Genomic DNA, 19,243 nt, shown 5'->3' with positions numbered 1-19,243 from the left:
ATGGGGAATGGGGAGTGGTGTGGCTAGTTGCCTGCGGTGAAGTCGTTTACTGCGGCGAGTACTTTGGTTTTGACTTCATTTTTGTCGATGAGGTTGTCGATGAGTACGACGATTGCTTTGGTTCCTTCAACGTTTTTTGCCATTCCGGTGGTGGTGACGACGATGTCTGAGGGTTGTGATTTGAAGGAGCCAAGGTCGATGGCTTGTACTTTTGCGTCGATGTTTTCTGCGTTGAGGAGGGTGCGGATTTGGCTTGCGAGCATCATAGAGGTTCCGAGTCCCATGCCGCATACGGTTGCAATTGAAATCATGATGATTATTACCTTTTCTTTGTGTTGTTTTATTGGGTGAAAACTTCCATCAGTTGAATGTCGCTGCTCGCCTGACGGGCCTTTTCGATGAGTTCTTGTTGTCCGAGGACGTCTGCTAGTTCTTGGATTTTTTCCATGTGTCCGTCGGTGCTTTCGGATGCGAAAGAAATGAGGAAGTCGACGGGGTCGTTGTTTTTGCTGCCGAATTTTACGGGGGTAGCTAGTGTGACGACTGCTGTTCCTGCTTTGAGGACTCCGCTGGTTGCTTTTGCGTGGGGCATGGCAATGCCGGGGATGAAGACCATATATGGTCCGAAGTCTTCGACACCTTTGATCATTGCTTCGGTATATTCTTTGGTCGCTATTCCGGCTTCTTCGTAGAGTTCACCAACGATGCTGATGGCTTCTCTCCAGTCTTTTGCTGTGCGTTGGGCTGAAACAACGTCTGGTACGAAGGTCATTGAGACCACCTCATCTTTCTCAACTGTTACACAAGCCATCATAATGATTGAAAATGACTGATGTAAAGCAAGTTGAGTGAACTTTTCGCAAAATAATCAAAATTAGTCACTTTGTTAAATAAAGTGATTTCTGACTTTTAGTAACACGCTTTCCGTGTTAAATGCCGATTTTCTAGGGTAATCTTCTTGGTTTCTAGGGTTTTTGGTGGAGTGTTGGCGAGTAAACGTGGCTGATTGAAAATAATTCTTGTAGACACCAAAAGAATCATATGTAATCATAATTGTGAAAACTTTTGATTAATTGGGTGATGGATTTTGAGAAAAACCCCAACACCAAACACAGAAAGGCCACAACTATGACAACCCCCGGCGCCCACATGAAAGAAGAACTCCTCAGCCAACCACAAACCTGGGCACAAGCACTCGAACTAGACACCTCAGCACTACCCCAAGACGGCACAAAAGTCGCAGCCGTAGGATGCGGAACATCCTGGTTCATGGCACAAAGCTACGCCGCACTACGCGAAAACGAAGGACACGGAATCACCGACGCCTTCACCGCAACCGAAGTACCCACCGAACGCGACTACGACGAATACCTCATCATCTGCCGCTCCGGAACCACCAGCGAAATCATCACCTTCATGGAATCCGTCAAAGGGAAAAAACCCATCACCGTACTTGTCGGAGTCGCAGACTCACCCGTAGCAGAACTAGCAGACCGCGTCATAGACCTCGGCTTCGCCGACGAACAATCCGTCGTACAAACCCGCTTCGCCACCACCGCACTCATGCTCCTCCGCTCCTCCATCCACAGCCGCGACATCTGCCAAAACGCCATCAAAGACTGCGAACGAGCACTATCCGAACCACTAGATCCAGAACTCATCAACGCAGAACAATACTCATTCCTCGGCACCGGCTGGACAGCACCCATCGCCACCGAAGCGGCACTAAAAATGCGTGAATCCTCGCAAAAATGGACAGAATCCTACAACTCCATGGAATACCGACACGGCCCCATCGCTATCGCCTCAAAAGGTCGTATCACCTGGCAATTCGGACAAGCACCAGCAGGCCTTCGCGAACAAGTAGAAGCCACCGGCGCACGCTTCGAAAACCAAGATCTAGACCCCATGGCAGACCTTGCACGCCAACACCTCGTAGCACTCGAAACAGCCCTAGCCAACGAGCTAGACCCCGACCAGCCACGCAACCTCACACGCTCAGTCATCCTCAACTAAACACAAACTGAAGGTAGAGGTAAAAGCCATGAACACATCAGCCGTTGTCGCTATCACGCTCAACCCCGCACTAGACATCACCATCACCATCGAGCACCTCAGCGCAGAATCAACACTACGCATTCCCGCCGCTCAACGTCGCCTCGGAGGTAAAGGACTCAACGTCGCCAACGTCGCCGCCGAACAAGGCTATACGGCCGTGGCTCTAGGGCCCATCTGTCACGAATCTCTCCAAGAGCTTCACCAACGACAAACTGAGCAACGCAACACAACGCACCCCCTCAACGACGGTGTGCACACGGCTTTTACCCCTACCCCCACACCCCTACGTAGCACCTACGCAATACACCAAAAACACGACTCCTCCACCACCATCATCAACGAAAACGGTGCAGAACACCCAACCCACGTGTATGAAGGAATCCTCAACACCCTAGAAGACACCCTCAAACACTATGAGCACTGTGCCGTAACACTCTCTGGTTCTTTCCCACCAGCAGCACCCACCACACTCATCAACGACATCAGCACGCTCTGCCAACGCTACGGCAGCACTTTCATCGTAGATACCTCAGGGAAACACCTCCTCGACGCCGCCCAAGCACACGCCGACTACCTCAAACCCAACTACTCTGAACTTCTCGAAGCCACCCAATCAGACGAACTCTTCACCGCTGTCAAAAAACTTCAAAACCTCGGCGCTCAAAACATCATCGTCTCTTGCGCAGAAGACGGACTGTACTTCATCAACCACCATCAGGCATACCGCGCCAAACTCGCCCAACCACTGCAAGGTAACCCCACCGGCGCCGGAGACGCACTCGTCGCAGCACTCGCCACCGGACTCATCGACAAACTTCCCACCGAAGAACTCCTCCGCCGAGCAATCTGCTGGTCTGCCTCAGCGCTCACACAACCTATCGCCGGAGCTATTGGCACCGAATGGGAATCCCTCAACACCAACATCCTGATGGAAAAAATCCGCTAACCCAAACCTTTATCCCCTGAACACAACCACGACAGGAAAGAAAACCATGCCACAAATCAACACCATCGACCTCGTACGCTCCGCCGACCAAAACCGCAGAGGAATTGGAGCCTTCAACGTCGTCCACCTAGAAACAGCAGAAGCCATCGCACAAGCAGCCGAAACAACAGGCTTACCCGTTATCATGCAGCTAAGCCATAACTGCATCAACTTCCACGGCAACCTCACCCCACTGGGGCAAGCCATGATCGACATCGCACAACTCTCCACCGCAAACATCGCAGTACACCTAGACCACTGCGAATCAGTAGACTTAGCCTGCCAAGCTATCGACCTCGGTTTTAACTCCGTCATGTACGACGGCTCCACCCTACCGTATGAAGAAAACCTCGCCGCCACGGTCAAAGTTGTAGAGTACGCCCACCGCAACGGCGCCAGCGTAGAAGCCGAACTTGGAGAAATCGGAGGCAAAAAAGGCGCCCACACCCCTGGTGTACGCACCGACCCCACCGAAGCACACGAGTTTGTACAAACCACAGGGGTAGACACCCTAGCTGTTGCCGTCGGTAGCGAACACGCCATGACCGAACGCACCGCACGACTAGACCACGAACTCATCACACAATTACGTGAATCTACAGGGGTCCCACTCGTCCTTCACGGATCTTCTGGTGTCAGCGATGAGCAGATTCTCCAAGGAATCCGCTCAGGTATGACTAAAATCAATGTATCAACACACCTTAACAGTTTCTTTACTGAAGCTATTGCACAATACCTTCACCAAAACCCAACAGTTGTGGACTCCCGCAAATACTTGGGTGCTGCACGAGAAGCGTTAAGCGCAGAAGCCGCCCGACTATTGAGCGTCTTCGCCGGTTAAAGTGCGTTGAGAATAACCTCAAATAACTAGCTCATAGTGAATGGAACACGACCGACGATGCGCAGCCAACGACATGCCGAAATACTGGAACTCCTCAACGAACGCCAGTGCCTGAGCGTCAACGAAATTATTGACGCCCTAGACATCTCAGCGGCAACAGCCCGACGAGACCTCGACTACCTCGCCGGCGAAGGTCTTCTGCAACGAACCCGTGGTGGAGCACAAAGTAACCAAAACGTCCTCGCCAGCCCTATGAGCCGTAGAGACTCTTCTCACCTACCACAAAAAACCGCTATCGCACGTGCTGCTATCGAGCATCTACAACCTGGCATGATTATTGGCTTTACAGGAGGTAGCACCGTCGGAGAAGTCGCCCGCGAACTATCACAATGGGTCTACCAACACCAAGATGTTGAACTTACCCCCGCTCAACCTCTTCTGACCGTTGTCACCAACGCCGTAGACATCGCTTATGCGCTCGCCGAGAACTCATGTATCAAAATTGTTCTCATCGGCGGTGAAGTCAACAGCTACTCCTACGAAATCACCGGACCTTTTGCGACCGACATGCTCAAAAACATCTCCCTCGATTTGGCATTTATCGGGGTGAACGGTTTTGACCAGAACGGCCCAGGAACAGTGAACGAATATGAGGCCATGGTGAACTCTGCGATGGCAACACGTGCAGAAAAAACTTTTATTGTTGCTGATTCTTCAAAGTTTGGAAAACGCTCATTCTCTAGTGTGGGCGGAGTCGAAAACATCTCAGAAGTGATTACCGACTCTCAGCTACAACCAGAACTTGCTGAGGAAGTCCAAAACCTCGGCTATAACCTCAAAATTGTTGATTTATAACATTCTAAAGGTGTGAATATATACCATGTCTTCTCTTCTGATTCATTCAGCAACCGTCTACGACGGAACCATTGGCGGCGTTTATCCCGATAGCGCAGTTCTCGTAGAGGACGGAAAAATCACCGATATTCTGAGCACCTCTGAATGGAAGACAAAACAAACCCCTGATACCCGTATTGTTGATGCGCAGGGTGCTCCCGTCGTTCCCGGATATCTTGATATACATCATCATGGCGGGGGAGGGCATGCCTATGATGAGGCAAATCTTGATACTGCACGTGTTGCACTCAACGCCCACCGTCAGCATGGAACAACTCGAAGCGTCTTATCGTTCGTGACGAACTCGATAGAACATATGGCAGGCGCTCTGAACACTTTTCAACAGCTACTCAAAGACGATCAGCAGGTTCTTGGATTCCACGCCGAAGGGCCGTTTCTTCACCCACAACATAAGGGTGCCCACCCCGAAAAACTGCTCAAGGACCCATTAGCTGAAGACGTTGAGAGACTACTTGAAGCTTCAGACGGGCACCTCCGACAGATTACTTTAGCCCCCGAACGTCATGGTGCTTTATCCGCAATACAACGTTTTACGAGTGCTGGAACAGCTGTAGCTGTTGGCCATACAAACGCCACCTATGAGCAAGCTCAGCAAGCTTTTGCTGCAGGCGCTTCACTCCTGACCCACACGTTTAATGGGATGAACGGTATTCACCATCGTGCCCCCGGTCCGGTGATCGCCGCTTTAGAAGAACAATCTGTGTCTCTAGAAGTTATTAATGACGGTATTCATGTCCACCCATCAGTAGTACATACTCTTTTCCGTGAGGCTCCAGAACGTATTGTCTTGGTAACTGATGCGATGTCAGCTGCTTGTAACCCGGATGGCTTGTATATTTTGGGTACTTTAGATGTCAAGGTCGAAAATGGTGTTGCTCGTTTAGTACACGGGGATTCTCTTGCTGGCTCTACTTTGACGATGGACTACGCCGTGCAGCACGCTGTACGTTCTGTTGGTGTGGGATTAGATGTTGCAGTTGCTTCGGCAACGTCTCATGCTGCTCATGCTATTGGTGTGGGGCGAAGCTATGGGCGAATTGCTCCAGGGTATTCGGGAGATATCCTGATTTTGGATGAGCAGACGTTACTTCCAAACCATATTTATGTAGATGGCGTCCCTCAACGATAGTATGTTTGCGTATTTCACCGATGTTTAGCGAACCTCATCGCTGGTAGGTTTGGTAGAAGTCATCGAGATAGTAGCAATTTCTCGTGCTCCTTGACCGAACGCGAAACTGCATATTGTTGAGGTGATAAAAATGACGCCAGCTAAAACCATTGCCCATTGAGGACCTAACCTATCCGATAACGGGCCAACGAGTGAATTTCCGATGAGCATTCCGCCGGTCATGACAACTGTCATAAGAGAAAACAATCGCCCTTGAAACTCTTCTGGTGCAGATTGAACAAATACTAAGTTGCCAACAACTTCTTCTGGGCCATACGCAAGACCCCATATGAACCATAAGATGCAAAACATCAGAAATTGGGGTTCAAAGCCCATCAGCATATTGGTGAGTCCGTATATTGTTCCAGATGCTAGAAGCCAGGATCGTGCTCCTCCTCGGAACTTCATTTTGCCAGCGATTATAGAACTAGAAATCGTTGCTACACCATAGCAAGCTGACGCAATCCCAAACTCAAAACTGGTTAGCCCTAAATTTTCGCTCACGTATGGAACTGCAGAAAGAACACCAATAGGAACTGCTGCCATTGAGAAGAACCAGAAAATATACAGGGTCTTTAATGCTGGGATATTTCTGGCTATCTCAATGCCCGCTTTGACCATGTCGATATTCTTTTGGCCTTGATGTTTTTCGGCCCGATTTTTATAGTCTGTATCAAAATTTTTGATGGTGTATATGAGCAAAGCATATACACCATAGAGAATGCCACAGATGACAAGTGTGTGCGAAGCGCCGATAAAACCTACTAAAGCGCCACCTATCACGGGGCTAACTGATTGCATGAAGAATGAGACACCGGCTCTTTTACCGATAAAATCTTGATAGTTCTCTCCAAAGATCAGAGGCAGGCTAGAGTACATCGCAGGCCGTTCTAATGCACCTACGCTAGAAGAAATAAAAGAGATAACCATCATCGCAAAAACACCGGCAGAAGCCCATGTCAGAGGCAACGTTATTAATAGAATAGATTGCAGAATGTTAGAGTAAGCAATGATTTTTTGCCTGTTGAGCTTCTCAACTTGTGGAGAGCCTAATATTCCTACAAGAATTGCAGGAATAGCACCAGAGACTGCAACTAGAGACGCCGATGAGAGCCTTCCTGTTGCTGTATACACCAGAAACGGAGATGCTATTGTTTTTATTCCCTCAGACGCTTCTGAAAGCATGAGAGCAGATAAAATTCTATACTCTAAAAATTTAGAAGATTTGCATGTAACGGCCATTGGTCTTCACTCGAGACTTCTTTTCCTATAACACGGTTGACTATCGTTGAATAAAGGAACACATCATCGCTTCAAAAGCGAGTTTTGCGCTAGCATTCGTTGAAATACGTTTACGTGTTAGCGTCAAAGTATCTAAATGTCCGAGTGCCTGTTCTGGGCTCATTCGTTGCGCATAATCATGTAATTCTGCGGTGAGGTGAGTATTAATCAGTGCAGAACCAGTACCAAGCTGTATCGTTAGCACATCTCTAAATACTGTCTGTAAATCAATCAGAAAACGGTCTAGCGTGTCGGTAGCCATTCGCCGACTACGACGTTTTTGCTCTTCTTCTAACTGACGAATCTGAGCTTTAACATTGGGTGTTATTTTTTCGTCTTCTGTTATTCCAAGAGTTCTCAAAAGTTCTTGTAATTCTCGTTCATGTCGTTCTTTTGACGTATGATCAGCTTCTTCTTGAGCGATGTTTACTAGCTCTTGAGCAGCATGCATTGCTGCTGGAACAGACGAGAGAAAAATAGGCATACGAACTACCTGTTCACGGCGTTGACGTGCTTTATCTGATCGTGCAAGATGGCGGGCAACCCCAATATGTCCTTGTGCTAATGACGCACAATGACGGGCAAGAGCTTCGGGGTATCCCTCAACACCAGCAAGGAGTTTAACCACTTCTTCCCGATCCGGTACTCGTAGGGTGACAGGCCTACAACGAGAACGAATCGTCACCAGAACATCAACGGGGGAGGGTGCACAAAGAATCCAGATGGTGTGTTCTGGCGGTTCTTCAATAGCTTTGAGAAGAACGTTAGATGTTCTTTCTGGCATCCTATCAGCATCTTCGACGATGATAATGCGCCAGCGACCTACCGCAGGTCTATCTTGAGCTTTGGTGACGAGTTCTCGTGCTTGCTCAATTTTGATGCTGATATTTTCAGTAGAAAAGTGCGTCAAATCTGCGTGGGTGCCACGTAAAACGCTATGGCAGGTTTTGCATACACCACATCCGCGCAGCTGAGTATTGGGTTCTTCGCAGAGTAAGGATGCTGCAAAAGCTCGTGCGGCGGTTGAGCGCCCTGAACCGGGTGGTCCGGTGAAAAGCCAAGCATGTGTAGGGCGTTCTAATTGTGCTTGTTGACGGAGTTGCTCTACGACTTCTGGCTGCCCGATAAGTGTGTCCCAGATACTCATCCTTGCTCCTGAATATGTCGGATGAGGTGGTCATAGATATTTTGGTGCATCTGTTCAATATCTTGTTGCGCATCAATACACACATAATGGTGTGTTTTTGCAGAAGCAGAATGCGGTAAATCGTTGAAAGCTTGCTGTATTTTTTGGTGGAAGCTATCTGGCTCTGCTTCTAGACGGTCTTGCTGCCCGCGACGATGAGTGCGTTGTCGGCTTTTTTCTAAGGGCAGGTCGAGAAGGAACGTAATATCTGGGTGCAGGTTTTCAGTGGCCCAGAGTGAAAGGTTTGTGATGTTTTCTTGGCCAAGTTCTCGCCCGATACCTTGATAGACAGCTGAGGAATCAATGTATCGGTCACATAGCACAATTTTACCTTCTGCTAAGGCTGGACGGATAAGCTGTTGAGCATGCGCAGCACGTGATGCAGCAAAGATGAGCGCTTCGGTCCGTGCGTCAATGGCTGTTTCAGTATGTTCGAGGACAAGCTGACGCAGTTTCTCTCCTATGGGGGTGCCTCCCGGCTCACGGGTGCATATAACATCGTAGTTTTCTTGGCGTAGCCGTTGCTCTAGAAGCTTGACTTGGGTAGATTTACCAGCACCATCGCCACCTTCAAAGACAACGAATATGCCGTTACCTAGATGTCCTGTTGCGTGGTGCTGTGCACTATAGTTTAGAGATTCGCTCACGCTTATAAGAGTATCAAAGCAATAGAAATAGGTACTTAGCTCAAAAGTGTCTTCTGCGGTAAGTAATAGAAATGTTTTCTGCTGTTAAAAAGTGTACGTACTATCGTGGATGGTTATGTTCAGCGTAGTCTAATGGGTATGAGTACAGCAAAAGACATTTCTTCAGCAACATATGTGGTGAGTGCCGGCCGTCCAGCCCCAGAACACGATGCACCGGTAAACCCTCCTGTTATTTTTTCTTCGACGTATCGCGGTGCAGGCACTGTAGACCCTGAACACGACAAAGTGTATGCACGCTTTGACAATCCCACATGGAACGGGTTTGAAGAAGTCGTCGCTGGTATTGAGGGTGCATCTCTGCCTGGGCTTGTCTTTTCGTCAGGAATGGCAGCTATATCTGCGGTTATGGATCTAGTTCCTGCTGGTGCAACAATCCTGATTCCACGTCACGTATACATGAGCTCAGCAACAATCGCTGAAGACTTGCAACGCCGTGGTGTTGCTGAGGTGATTCGCTTAGATATTGAGAATACTCAAGAAGTGATTGATGCTTTAGAGAGAGTCTCTCAAAAATATGATTTAGCTGGAAAAACTCCTCATTATTCTGCTCCTGAAGCGCTTTTATGGTTAGAGAGTCCCACTAACCCGATGCTAGAAGTCGCTGATTTACCCACGATTTTGAGTGCTGCTCAACGGCTTGGCGTACTTTCTGCGGTGGATAATACCTTTTCAACAGGTTTAGTTCAGCAACCTTTAGCTTTGGGCGCTGATGTGGTGGTTCATTCTGCAACGAAGTATTTATCAGGGCATTCTGATGTTCTTTTAGGCATTGCGGTCACTTCTCATCAGCCGTTACGGGAAGCTATTTTGCGTTATCGTACGCTACATGGCGCTATTGCTGGGCCAATGGAAGCATGGCTAGCGTTGAGGGGTATTCGTACATTGTCTTTACGTATGGAACGCTCTATGGATAATGCGCTGGAGCTGGCTCAGCGTTTGAGTGAGCATCCTGTTGTCGCACAGGTGCGTTATCCGGGGCTTCCGGAGGATGCTGGGTATGAGCGCGCTCGCCAGCAGATGAATGGTTTTGGTGCTGTACTGTGTATTGTTCTTGACGCTGATGCGGTGCAGACTCAGCAGGTGGTGGAGCGTTTGCGGTTGTGGACTCCTGCAACGAGTTTGGGTGGTGTGGAGTCCTTGGTGGAGCGTCGCCGTCGTCATCCGTCGGAGCCAGAGAGCATTCCTGAGTCGTTGATTCGTTTATCCGTGGGGATTGAGCATGTTGATGATTTATATGCTGATTTGTGTGAAGCTCTTGATGTTTTAGTCAAATGATAGGCTGTGTTGTATGAGTCCTCTATCTATTGTTGTGTATTTTCAGTGGGGCGTATCTGCTCTTTTCGCTTTAGTCGTTGCTGGTTTGTCTTTATGGGCGTTGTTAGATGCTGTTCGAGCTACGGACTGTGCTTATCAAAGCGCTTTTAAGCGGACTAAAACTTTTTGGGTCGCCTTAACGGGTGGTAGTGTCTTGGCTTCTGCTCTGGCTCTTTTGACCTTGTCTCAAGGTGGTGTCCCTAATTTGTTCTTCCAGCTTTTTGCGGCTATTGCGGCTGGCGTGTTTTTGGCTGATGTTCGTCCGGTTGTTACGGTGCGTCGCAATAAAGACTATTAAACACAACTAAACGCAAAAAGATTCTGAGGGGTTTATGGTGTGCTGTTATCGCGCATCATAAACCCCTCTATTGTGCATTGATTAGTGCATTTATAAGATTTCTTGTGTTTTTTCTTGATGTTCGTCGCGTATTTTCCAGAACTTTTAGGGATTTTTAAGTGGGAATACCTTTGCATGTGTGGATAGTAGTGGAACAATGGAGATATGACTTACAAACTAGTATTACTCCGTCACGGCCAGTCCGAATGGAACGAACTCAACCTCTTTACCGGTTGGGTGGATGTTAACCTCACCGAACAGGGCCGAGCAGAAGCTCAACGCGGTGGCCAAATGCTCAAAGAGCGCAATATCCTTCCCGATGTTGTTCACACCTCTCTACAACGTCGCGCTATCAATACCGCAAACCTCGCTCTTGACGCTGCAGATCGTCTGTGGATTCCTGTCAAACGCAACTGGCGTTTGAACGAGCGTCACTACGGTGCTCTACAGGGCAAAAACAAATCCGAAACTCTCGAAAAATACGGCGAAGAGCAGTTCATGACATGGCGTCGTTCTTATGACGTTCCGCCTCCTGCCCTCGACGATAACGACGAGTACTCTCAGGCGAACGATCCTCGTTATGCTGATATCGAGAACGCTCCTCGCACCGAATGCCTCAAGGACGTTCTAGAGCGTATGCTTCCTTACTGGGAATCAGACATTAAACCAGACCTAGCTTCTGGTAAGACTGTTCTCGTTGCAGCTCACGGTAACTCCTTGCGTTCTTTGGTCAAGCATCTTGAAGGTATCTCTGACGAAGACATCGCTGGTTTGAACATTCCTACTGGCATTCCGCTGTACTACGAGTTGGACGAGAATTTCCAACCGCTTAAAGCTGGTGAATATCTTGATCCTGCTGCTGCAGCTGAAGCAATTAAGGCTGTTGCTAACCAAGGCAAAAAATAATATCTAGATTGTTTTCTTCGGCGTCTCTAGCTTGTCTAGGGGCGCCGTCGTTTTATCTGGAAGGGAAATTGCAGGTGAACATTCATCTTTTGATGTTCTTCTAGTTTTCCTTCTACGTCTGTTAAGAATAAGCTGGTGTCTGTGGACCCTATCCTCATTGCTCTAATTTTTATTATGGTTGGTCTTGCAATTGGTGTCTTGAGCATGTGGGCTGTCACTAAAAGTGACCGTGAACGTGCGCAATGGGCGGATATTGAAGAGCCAAGTATTCAAGACGGTGCTGCCGAAGTGCTCGCCGTAATTGGTCGCGCCTATGTGGTGGTTGATGCTGTTGACGGTGTGGTTCAAGCTTCACCCGGTGCATACGCTTTAGGGCTGGTCCGTGGGCACACCATCGTGTGTGAAGAGATGATTGAGATGATTCGTCAGGCTCGTAGCGGTGGTACTATCGCAGAACGTGAAATATCTTTAATCCGTGGAGTAACGACTAAGAGTACTCTTGTCATTGATTTACGTGTTGCTCCTTTGCGTGATGAATATATTTTGGTTCTTGCCGATGACCGCACCGAAATCGCTCGAGTTCAAACCATTCGTAATGACTTTGTTGCCAACGTCTCTCATGAACTTAAAACACCTGTTGGTGCTATTGGGTTGATGGCAGAGGCCATCGAATCGTCTTCAGACGACCCAGAATCAGTAGAGTATTTTTCACAACGGTTACAGAAAGAGTCTCGTCGTTTAGCTTCTTTGGTTCAAGATGTTATTGAGCTTTCTCGGTTGCAGTCTGCTGATGTGGTGCGTCAATCTCAGCTTGTTGACGTCAACGACCTAATAACCGGTGCCATTGATAGAAACCGTATTACTGCTGAGGGTAAAAATATCACGTTGAGTTCTCAAGGGTGGGCGAAGCATTTGGTGCACGGAGACCCTGAGCTTTTAGGTACTGCGTTACGTAACCTCATTGAGAACGCTATCCGTTATTCTCCTGAATCAACGCATGTGACGGTTTCTGTTCGTCAGGATGAAGAGAATATTTATATCTCTGTGACGGACGAGGGTAATGGTATCGCTCGCGAGGAACAAGACCGTATCTTTGAGCGTTTTTATCGTATTGATCCTGCTCGTTCTCGTCAGACCGGCGGCACTGGCTTGGGGCTAAGTATTGTCAAGCACGTGATGGCTCAGCATGGTGGCGAGGTATCTCTTGAGTCAGAGGTTGGGCAAGGATCTACGTTTACGATGTCTTTGCCGATGGTTGATGAACAAACTGAGCATGACTTATTGGGGTCAGAGAGCGTCACCTCCGCGCCGTAGACGAGGTGTGCTCGTACAATTTTTGTAGAGGCTCAAACATTGTTGAGAGCTATATTTTCTGAATGTAAAGGACATAACTATATGGCTAGGATCTTGGTTGTTGAAGATGAAGAAGCCTTGAGCGAGCCTCTGGCCTTTTTGCTAGGCCGTGAGGGGTTCGACGTTCAGGTCGTTGATAACGGTATTGACGCTGTTGTTGAGTTTGAACGTAATGGTGCAGATCTTGTTCTTCTTGATGTCATGCTTCCTGGTCAGTCGGGTATGGAAGTATGCAAGCAACTACGTGCCCAGTCTTCTGTTCCTATCATTATGCTCACTGCTAAAGACAGTGAGATTGATAAGGTACTTGGTTTAGAGCTTGGCGCTGATGACTATGTGACGAAGCCTTATTCTTCTCGTGAGCTTATTGCTCGTGTTCGCGCGGTGTTGCGTCGTCAAGGTGACGGTGAGGAGTTAGAAGCTTCTAGCGCTGTCGAAGTTGGTCCTGTGCGTATGGACGTTGAACGGCACGTTGTCACTGTTGACGGTGAGACGGTAACAATGCCGTTGAAGGAATTTGAGCTTCTGGAGATGCTCTTACGTAACGCTGGTCGAGTTTTGACACGTTCTCAGCTGATTGACCGTGTATGGGGCTCAGATTATGTGGGGGATACGAAGACTCTTGACGTGCATATTAAGCGTATTCGTTCAAAGATTGAGCCAGATCCTTCAACCCCCCGTTATGTTGTGACGGTGCGTGGCTTGGGCTATAAGTTTGAGTCTTAGGTTTTACGGTTTAATAGGCAGATAAAAAAGCTGGTGGGCACTCACTGTGATGTGAATGCCCACCAGCTTTTTATGACAGAAGTGGTGCCGTGTTTTAGTGTCCGCTAGATTCTGCTGGTGTTGCGCTTGCGCTAGACATTGTGGCATTGGGAACGAATGGTTTGTACTCTGGTAGTGTTCCGTCAAGTACGGGAATGTTTACCGGTTCGCTATTTCCGTTGGAGCTGACTTTTACGTCAAGTAGCATGAGTCCAGGGTTAGCACCAGCTGGGTCGATGATGAGTTTGTGGGATTCATCTTCTAAACGAATTTCTTTGCCTGCTGGTACGGTGATGTTTTCTGCACCGGCAGGGAAGTTGATGGTGACGGTAGCGTCTTCTTTGCCGTTGTTGAGGATAGTTCCGAGAACTCGCCCGTCAGCGTCTGCTGATTCTGCGATTACCATAATGTTACGTACGGCAATGTCTCCTACGTTTGCTGATACGCCGTCAGAGGGTGAGTATTGGAATGTTGTTGGCTGGGTGTAGATGTATCCACAGCCGGTTGTGGTGAGCGCTGCAAGTGCGATGGTGGTGCAAGCGGCTGCACGTTTGAGCGTGGAGGAGACGGCAAACTTCACGGCATGAACTCCTTGATGGTTACGAAGCATAATCGTTGTGCTGAGGTAAATGTGTGTGTCTCAATACAACTGAAAATATTAGGGTCTTTCGTATACAGTCTAACGGTTTAACGACGGAACGTCTGTATCTGCTCAATGGAGGGCGGATGAAAAGGCGGATAAATGCTAAATATAAGGTTTTTGTGGCTTAAAAATTACTTCTGGTGGTTCTTAAATCTTCCCATGATAGACTAGTTAAGCTGAAAGGGGTTTATCCATATGCTTTTTGAGGTTGGCGAAACCGTCGTTTACCCTCACCACGGTGCTGCAACAATCGAAGAAATTAAGATGCGCACTATTCGTGGTGAAGAAAAAATGTATTTAAAACTCAAGGTTGCTCAGGGCGACCTTGTGATTGAGGTACCTGCTGAGAACGTTGATATGGTGGGTATGCGTGATGTCGTTGACGAACGCGGCTTGCAAGAAGTTATTGACGTGCTGCAGGCTCAAGATACTGAAGAAGCCGCAAACTGGTCTCGTCGTTATAAAGCGAATGTTGAGAAACTTGCTTCCGGCGACGTGATTAAGGTTGCTGAGGTCGTTCGTGACTTATGGCGTCGTGAGAACGACCGTGGTCTTTCTGCTGGTGAGAAACGTATGCTCGCTAAAGCTCGTCAGATTCTTTCGTCCGAGGTCGCTTTGGCTAAAGATATTGACGAACAATCTGCTGAGAAAGAACTCGATAAAATTCTCGAAGACGTCTAAAAATCTAGAATATTTATTCTTTTCTATCCGGTAGGCTCATGGCTGTGATTAATACCGATAGTTTTTCTCAGATGGCGGACGACGTTACTGGAACATCTCCAGTAGCGTCGTTCGCCGTCGTCATTCTTGCCGCTGGTTCTGGTACTCGTCTTGGATACGGTATCCCTAAAGCTGCTGTTCAACATTCTGGCAAGACCTTATTAGAGTGGGCTCTAGCTGGCGTTGATGCTTCTGGTGTTGCTTCACGTATCGTTGTTACTGTTCCGACCGATGATACTGCTCTGACGAACATTGCTGCTAACTATGGTGCTCTTACAGTGTCTGGCGGGTCAAGCCGTGCTGAGTCTGTTGCTTTAGCATTATCTGCTTTAGACAATGCTCCCGTGCGTTCTGGCTTTTCTTCTGACGCTCCTTCTCACGTGCTCATCCACGATGCGGCACGAAGTTTTACACCTGTTGAGGTGTTTCATCGGGTCTGCCAGTCATTATCTTCAGGGCAGGCTGCCGTCATTCCCGTTCTTCCGGTTGTCGATACGATTAAGACGGTAGATGCAGACGGTTACGTGCGTTCTACTGTGCAGCGTTCTGTGTTGCGTTCTGTTCAGACTCCGCAAGGTTTCCATTTCAAAACGTTATTGGGCGCATACCGGCAGGCTGAAGAACAAGGTTTAAGCGATGAGATTACCGATGACGCTTCTGTTGCTGAAATGTGCGGTATCCCCGTAAAAACTGTTCTTGGAGATTTCCGTTCACTAAAAATTACTGTTGCTGAGGATTTGGCGTTAGCTTCAGCGTTAAAACTTGCAGATGAGTTATCTGCTGTTTCAGAGAAAGATTGATGTCTAGAATGATAATTCCTCGTACTGGGATTGGTATTGACGTTCATGCTTTTAGCACAGACCCTCAGACACCACTGTGGATTGCTGGGCTGTTGTGGGATGGAGAAGTTGGGCTATCGGGTCATTCTGATGGTGACGTTGTGGCTCACGCTGCTGCTGACGCTCTTTTTTCTGCTAGCGGTACGGGGGATTTAGGGTCAAATTTTGGGGTCGACCGTCCGGAACTCAAAGGTGCTTCTGGCATTTTCTTGTTGGAGGAAGCTGCACGGATTGTGCGTTCTTCTGGTTTTGAGATTGGTAATATTGCGGTTCAGCTGGTAGGCAACCGTCCCAAGTTTTCTCCTCGTCGTCAGGAGGCTCATGACGTTCTTTCGAAGGCGGTTGGCGCACCGGTAACGGTTACTGCTACGACAACTGATAGCTTGGGGCTAACAGGTCGAGGTGAAGGCATTGCCGCTATTGCTACAGCATTGGTGTATCCGTCTTCTTCCGTTGCAGATAAAGAGTAACGGGTAGTAACTACTCACACTTATCGCGGGGTGTCGTTGGTTAAAACGTGCGCCTTTGCTCAGCTTTGCATAGACTAAGGGAGTGACTTTGCGTTTTTACGATACTGCTACTGCTTCTATTCGAGATTTTGTTCCTGTCCGCCCCGGACATGCGTCGCTTTATTATTGTGGTGCGACGGTTCAGGGCGCCCCTCATATTGGGCATGTGCGTTCTGCCTTGGTTTTTGACCAGCTGTCTCGGTGGCTTCGCTACCGTGGTTATCAGGTGACAACGGTTCGTAATGTCACTGATATTGACGATAAGATTCTTGTGAACTCTGCGCGCTCTTTTGAGGAGGGTTATGAGGGCGAGTACCCTTGTGAGCCTTGGTGGGCTTTAGCATATCGTTACGAGAAAGTTTTTGCGCAGGCTTATGATGCTCTTGGTATTGACCCACCAACCTATGAGCCTCGAGCGACGGGGCATATTCCGCAGATGTTTGCCTTGATTGAGCGGTTGATTGCTGCCGGCCATGCGTATCCTGCGTTGGATGATTCTGGTGACGTATATTTTGATGTTCGTTCGTGGCCTAGCTATGGTGCGTTGACTCATCAGCATATTGATGACATGCAAGATGCAGCTGATGCTGATCCTCGCGGTAAGCGTGACCCTCGTGATTTTGCGCTGTGGAAGGGCTACAAAGCGGGTGAGCCGGAATCTGCTTCGTGGGATTCTCCGTGGGGCCGTGGTCGTCCAGGCTGGCATTTGGAATGCTCTGCCATGGCTGGCCGTTATCTTGGTTCTCATTTTGATTTTCATGGTGGCGGTTTAGATTTACGTTTCCCTCATCATGAGAATGAGTTGGCGCAGTCTACTGCTGCTGGTGATGCTTTCGCGAATTTCTGGCTTCATAATGGTCTGGTCACTTATGAGGGTGAGAAGATGTCGAAGTCTATCGGCAATACGGTTTCTCCTGAGCAGATGCTTCAGAGTGCGCGGGCTCTTGCTGTTCGTTATTATTTGGGTCAGGCTCATTATCGTTCAGTGCTTGATTATCGTCCGACGTCATTGGAAGAGGCTACGGCTTCGGTAGAACGTATTGAGGCGTTTCTTGCTGCAACTGTTTCTGAGCATCGTTTGGGTGAGGTTCCTGAAGAGTTTGCTCAGGCAATGGACGATGATTTGAACATTCCTCGTGCACTAGCTGTTGTTCATGAGTATGTTCGTGCCGGTAATTCTGCTCTTGCTCAGGGTGAGGATGTTTCTTCTATCGTTGTTGCTGTTTATACGATGGTTGATGTTTTGGGTCTTCGTTCGTTGATGAGTTTTTCTGCCTCTGGTCAGGGTTCTTCGGCTGCTGCTGAGGTTGCGTTGGACTCGTTGATTCAGGGCATGTTGTCTGAGCGTTCTGTTGCTCGGGAACAAAAAGATTGGGCACGCGCTGATGAGATTCGTGATGCTCTTTCTGCTGCTGGTGTGACGATTAAGGACGGGGCTTCAGGTTCTACTTGGTCGTTGTCGTAGTTTTTAGTTTTGGTATAGATATGTTCTCTGCTTGTCTCAGGGCGCATATATTGGATATATAGATGTGAAGTCGTAGAGGTTTCTACGCAGGATATTGAGGAATAGTTATGGCTAAGGCTGGGCGTCGTCCTGGAGCGACGACAAAGAAAAAGGGTCCTACTAAGGGAACCGGTGGTAAGAACCGTAAGTCTCTTGAGGGTAAGGGGCCTACTCCTAAGGCGGAGGATCGTCCGTATCATAAGGCGTATAAGATGAAGCGTGCGGCTGAGCGTCGTCAGGTTGGTTTGCATTCTCGTCCGCAGCCTCGTTTGGGTGGTAAGCGTACGAGCGAGGAGTTAGTGACTGGTCGTAATGCGGTGTTGGAAGCGTTGAAGACGGATATTCCGGCGAAGCATTTGTATGTGATGAGTCGTATTGATGCTGATGAGCGTGTTCGTGAGATTATGACGTTGGCGAATAAGGCTGATTTGCCGATGCTTGAGATTTCTCGTGGTGAGTTGGATCGTTTGACGGAGGGTTCTGTTCATCAGGGTATTGCTTTGCAGATTCCTCCGTATAAGTATCCTGATGCTACGGATTTGGTTTTGTCGGTAATGGAGTCTCATCATGCTGGTGAACTTTCTTCTGCTCCTCTTTTTGTCGCGTTGGATGGTATTACCGATCCTCGTAATTTGGGTGCGATTATTCGTAGTGTTTCGGCGTTCTCTGGTGATGGTGTGATTATTCCTGAGCGTCGCTCTGCTGCTGTGACTGCTTCTGCTTGGAAGACTTCTGCTGGTGCTGCTGCTCGTATTCCTGTTGCGATGGCTACGAATTTGACTCGTGTTGTTCAGCAGGCGAAAGATGCTGGTGTTTTTGTCGTTGGTCTTGATGGTGGTGGAGACATTCTTCTTCCTGAGTTAGAGCTTGCTTCTGAGCCGTTGATGATTGTTGTTGGTTCTGAGGGTAAGGGTCTGTCTCGTTTGGTGACGGAGAACTGTGATCAGATTGTTTCTATTCCTATTGATTCTGCGATGGAGTCGTTGAATGCGTCGATGGCGGTGGGTATTTCTTTGTATGAGGTATCTCGTCGTCGTGCGTTGAGCAGCTAGTGGTGAGCTGTTTGAGCCGGTTATTTCTTCTTGTATGAGGGGAGGTAGCCGGCTTTTTTGTGTATTTTGGGTGCTTTGAGAACTTTTTTTAAATCTTTTTTGTGTGTTGTTTTGTGGTCTGACGTGGGGTTTTGGTGTTTTACATGGGTGTAAGTAATCT

The 19,243-nt window shown here is 48.3% G+C and carries 21 protein-coding genes; 15 read left to right on the top strand and 6 right to left on the bottom strand.

Features of this window, described 5'->3' with window-relative positions; genetic code table 11:
• Positions 1 to 23: 23 nt before the first annotated feature.
• Both ACN08W_RS08125 and ACN08W_RS08120 read right to left on the bottom strand, forming a co-directional pair.
• Entirely contained in the window at positions 24 to 311 is a 288-nt protein-coding gene (locus ACN08W_RS08125) for a PTS sugar transporter subunit IIB (RefSeq protein ID WP_419103799.1), read from the bottom strand.
• 29 nt (positions 312 to 340) lie between these two features.
• Complete coding sequence (locus ACN08W_RS08120; protein WP_419109235.1) at positions 341 to 772, bottom strand: PTS sugar transporter subunit IIA; 432 nt, start codon at positions 770 to 772, stop codon at positions 341 to 343.
• A gap of 356 nt (positions 773 to 1,128) precedes the next feature.
• Here ACN08W_RS08120 and ACN08W_RS08115 point away from each other — a divergent pair, with 356 nt between their 5' ends.
• Genes ACN08W_RS08115 through nagA form a run of 5 tightly spaced genes read left to right on the top strand, consistent with a single transcriptional unit; the run spans position 1,129 to position 5,928 of the window.
• Positions 1,129 to 2,016, top strand: a complete 888-nt coding sequence (locus ACN08W_RS08115; RefSeq protein WP_419103797.1) for an SIS domain-containing protein — start codon at positions 1,129 to 1,131, stop codon at positions 2,014 to 2,016.
• Positions 2,017 to 2,044: 28 nt separating this feature from the next.
• Positions 2,045 to 3,004 carry a 1-phosphofructokinase family hexose kinase gene (locus tag ACN08W_RS08110; protein ID WP_419109234.1) on the top strand — a complete coding sequence of 320 codons (960 nt, stop codon included), beginning with the start codon at positions 2,045 to 2,047 and terminating at the stop codon, positions 3,002 to 3,004.
• 46 nt (positions 3,005 to 3,050) lie between these two features.
• The gene (locus ACN08W_RS08105) at positions 3,051 to 3,884 is read left to right on the top strand and encodes a class II fructose-bisphosphate aldolase (protein ID WP_419109233.1); all 834 of its coding nucleotides are present in this window, start codon (positions 3,051 to 3,053) and stop codon (positions 3,882 to 3,884) included.
• 57 nt (positions 3,885 to 3,941) lie between these two features.
• The gene (locus ACN08W_RS08100; protein WP_419107437.1) at positions 3,942 to 4,739 is read left to right on the top strand and encodes a DeoR/GlpR family DNA-binding transcription regulator; all 798 of its coding nucleotides are present in this window, start codon (positions 3,942 to 3,944) and stop codon (positions 4,737 to 4,739) included.
• Positions 4,740 to 4,764: 25 nt separating this feature from the next.
• A complete protein-coding gene (gene nagA / locus ACN08W_RS08095) occupies positions 4,765 to 5,928 on the top strand; it encodes an N-acetylglucosamine-6-phosphate deacetylase (protein ID WP_419103793.1) in 1,164 nt (387 codons plus the stop codon).
• Positions 5,929 to 5,952: 24 nt separating this feature from the next.
• Here nagA and ACN08W_RS08090 read toward each other — a convergent pair whose 3' ends face one another.
• The 3 genes from ACN08W_RS08090 to tmk form a co-directional block, all read right to left on the bottom strand.
• The gene (locus ACN08W_RS08090; RefSeq protein ID WP_419109232.1) at positions 5,953 to 7,152 is read right to left on the bottom strand and encodes an MFS transporter; all 1,200 of its coding nucleotides are present in this window, start codon (positions 7,150 to 7,152) and stop codon (positions 5,953 to 5,955) included.
• A gap of 97 nt (positions 7,153 to 7,249) precedes the next feature.
• Positions 7,250 to 8,395 (bottom strand): DNA polymerase III subunit delta', encoded by a 1,146-nt coding sequence (locus tag ACN08W_RS08085; protein ID WP_419103791.1) that lies wholly within the window; start codon positions 8,393 to 8,395, stop codon positions 7,250 to 7,252.
• Complete coding sequence (tmk, locus tag ACN08W_RS08080) at positions 8,392 to 9,081, bottom strand: dTMP kinase (RefSeq protein WP_419107435.1); 690 nt, start codon at positions 9,079 to 9,081, stop codon at positions 8,392 to 8,394. Before tmk ends, ACN08W_RS08085 begins: the two co-directional genes overlap by 4 nt.
• Before the next feature lie 138 nt (positions 9,082 to 9,219).
• Here tmk and ACN08W_RS08075 point away from each other — a divergent pair, with 138 nt between their 5' ends.
• The 5 genes from ACN08W_RS08075 (at position 9,220) to ACN08W_RS08055 (ending at position 13,777) form a co-directional block, all read left to right on the top strand.
• Entirely contained in the window at positions 9,220 to 10,416 is a 1,197-nt protein-coding gene (locus tag ACN08W_RS08075; protein ID WP_419107434.1) for a trans-sulfuration enzyme family protein, read from the top strand.
• Positions 10,417 to 10,429: 13 nt separating this feature from the next.
• Positions 10,430 to 10,753 carry a DUF2516 family protein gene (locus ACN08W_RS08070; RefSeq protein ID WP_419109231.1) on the top strand — a complete coding sequence of 108 codons (324 nt, stop codon included), beginning with the start codon at positions 10,430 to 10,432 and terminating at the stop codon, positions 10,751 to 10,753.
• Between the two features lie 204 nt (positions 10,754 to 10,957).
• Entirely contained in the window at positions 10,958 to 11,698 is a 741-nt protein-coding gene (locus ACN08W_RS08065) for a phosphoglyceromutase (RefSeq protein ID WP_419103787.1), read from the top strand.
• A 135-nt stretch (positions 11,699 to 11,833) separates the two neighbouring features.
• A complete protein-coding gene (locus ACN08W_RS08060) occupies positions 11,834 to 13,012 on the top strand; it encodes a sensor histidine kinase (protein WP_419103786.1) in 1,179 nt (392 codons plus the stop codon).
• An 81-nt stretch (positions 13,013 to 13,093) separates the two neighbouring features.
• Positions 13,094 to 13,777 (top strand): winged helix-turn-helix domain-containing protein, encoded by a 684-nt coding sequence (locus tag ACN08W_RS08055; RefSeq protein ID WP_419109230.1) that lies wholly within the window; start codon positions 13,094 to 13,096, stop codon positions 13,775 to 13,777.
• 94 nt (positions 13,778 to 13,871) lie between these two features.
• Here the strand turns inward: ACN08W_RS08055 and ACN08W_RS08050 are convergent, their stop codons facing one another.
• Positions 13,872 to 14,396 carry a hypothetical protein gene (locus ACN08W_RS08050; RefSeq protein WP_419107433.1) on the bottom strand — a complete coding sequence of 175 codons (525 nt, stop codon included), beginning with the start codon at positions 14,394 to 14,396 and terminating at the stop codon, positions 13,872 to 13,874.
• A gap of 258 nt (positions 14,397 to 14,654) precedes the next feature.
• Here ACN08W_RS08050 and ACN08W_RS08045 point away from each other — a divergent pair, with 258 nt between their 5' ends.
• From ACN08W_RS08045 to rlmB, 5 genes are all read left to right on the top strand, one after another.
• Positions 14,655 to 15,140: a CarD family transcriptional regulator gene (locus tag ACN08W_RS08045; RefSeq protein ID WP_419102392.1), complete on the top strand. Its 486-nt coding sequence runs from the start codon at positions 14,655 to 14,657 to the stop codon at positions 15,138 to 15,140.
• A gap of 44 nt (positions 15,141 to 15,184) precedes the next feature.
• Entirely contained in the window at positions 15,185 to 15,979 is a 795-nt protein-coding gene (ispD, locus tag ACN08W_RS08040) for a 2-C-methyl-D-erythritol 4-phosphate cytidylyltransferase (protein ID WP_419109229.1), read from the top strand.
• 8 nt (positions 15,980 to 15,987) lie between these two features.
• Positions 15,988 to 16,488: a 2-C-methyl-D-erythritol 2,4-cyclodiphosphate synthase gene (gene ispF, locus ACN08W_RS08035; protein WP_419109246.1), complete on the top strand. Its 501-nt coding sequence runs from the start codon at positions 15,988 to 15,990 to the stop codon at positions 16,486 to 16,488.
• A gap of 82 nt (positions 16,489 to 16,570) precedes the next feature.
• The gene (cysS, locus tag ACN08W_RS08030) at positions 16,571 to 17,992 is read left to right on the top strand and encodes a cysteine--tRNA ligase (protein WP_419109228.1); all 1,422 of its coding nucleotides are present in this window, start codon (positions 16,571 to 16,573) and stop codon (positions 17,990 to 17,992) included.
• A gap of 107 nt (positions 17,993 to 18,099) precedes the next feature.
• Positions 18,100 to 19,083 (top strand): 23S rRNA (guanosine(2251)-2'-O)-methyltransferase RlmB, encoded by a 984-nt coding sequence (rlmB, locus tag ACN08W_RS08025; RefSeq protein ID WP_419103781.1) that lies wholly within the window; start codon positions 18,100 to 18,102, stop codon positions 19,081 to 19,083.
• The last annotated feature ends 160 nt before the right edge of the window (positions 19,084 to 19,243 follow it).

The organism is Rothia sp. CCM 9419, assembly GCF_048512815.1.
GTDB lineage: Bacteria > Actinomycetota > Actinomycetes > Actinomycetales > Micrococcaceae > Rothia.
The sequence above is the reverse complement of the archived record's forward strand: the minus strand, read 5'-3'. Positions and strand labels throughout refer to the sequence as shown.

What these genes read in the sequence shown, in the direction of transcription:
- ACN08W_RS08125 (WP_419103799.1), bottom strand. Translation starts at nt 311, where the DNA reads ATGATTTCAATTGCAACCGTATGCGGCATGGGACTCGGAACCTCTATG.
- ACN08W_RS08120 (WP_419109235.1), bottom strand. Translation starts at nt 772, where the DNA reads ATGACCTTCGTACCAGACGTTGTTTCAGCCCAACGCACAGCAAAAGAC.
- ACN08W_RS08115 (WP_419103797.1), top strand. Translation starts at nt 1,129, where the DNA reads ATGACAACCCCCGGCGCCCACATGAAAGAAGAACTCCTCAGCCAACCA.
- ACN08W_RS08110 (WP_419109234.1), top strand. Translation starts at nt 2,045, where the DNA reads ATGAACACATCAGCCGTTGTCGCTATCACGCTCAACCCCGCACTAGAC.
- ACN08W_RS08105 (WP_419109233.1), top strand. Translation starts at nt 3,051, where the DNA reads ATGCCACAAATCAACACCATCGACCTCGTACGCTCCGCCGACCAAAAC.
- ACN08W_RS08100 (WP_419107437.1), top strand. Translation starts at nt 3,942, where the DNA reads ATGCGCAGCCAACGACATGCCGAAATACTGGAACTCCTCAACGAACGC.
- nagA (WP_419103793.1), top strand. Translation starts at nt 4,765, where the DNA reads ATGTCTTCTCTTCTGATTCATTCAGCAACCGTCTACGACGGAACCATT.
- ACN08W_RS08090 (WP_419109232.1), bottom strand. Translation starts at nt 7,152, where the DNA reads ATGCTTTCAGAAGCGTCTGAGGGAATAAAAACAATAGCATCTCCGTTT.
- ACN08W_RS08085 (WP_419103791.1), bottom strand. Translation starts at nt 8,395, where the DNA reads ATGAGTATCTGGGACACACTTATCGGGCAGCCAGAAGTCGTAGAGCAA.
- ACN08W_RS08075 (WP_419107434.1), top strand. Translation starts at nt 9,220, where the DNA reads ATGAGTACAGCAAAAGACATTTCTTCAGCAACATATGTGGTGAGTGCC.
- ACN08W_RS08070 (WP_419109231.1), top strand. Translation starts at nt 10,430, where the DNA reads ATGAGTCCTCTATCTATTGTTGTGTATTTTCAGTGGGGCGTATCTGCT.
- ACN08W_RS08065 (WP_419103787.1), top strand. Translation starts at nt 10,958, where the DNA reads ATGACTTACAAACTAGTATTACTCCGTCACGGCCAGTCCGAATGGAAC.
- ACN08W_RS08055 (WP_419109230.1), top strand. Translation starts at nt 13,094, where the DNA reads ATGGCTAGGATCTTGGTTGTTGAAGATGAAGAAGCCTTGAGCGAGCCT.
- ACN08W_RS08045 (WP_419102392.1), top strand. Translation starts at nt 14,655, where the DNA reads ATGCTTTTTGAGGTTGGCGAAACCGTCGTTTACCCTCACCACGGTGCT.
- ispF (WP_419109246.1), top strand. Translation starts at nt 15,988, where the DNA reads ATGATAATTCCTCGTACTGGGATTGGTATTGACGTTCATGCTTTTAGC.
- rlmB (WP_419103781.1), top strand. Translation starts at nt 18,100, where the DNA reads ATGGCTAAGGCTGGGCGTCGTCCTGGAGCGACGACAAAGAAAAAGGGT.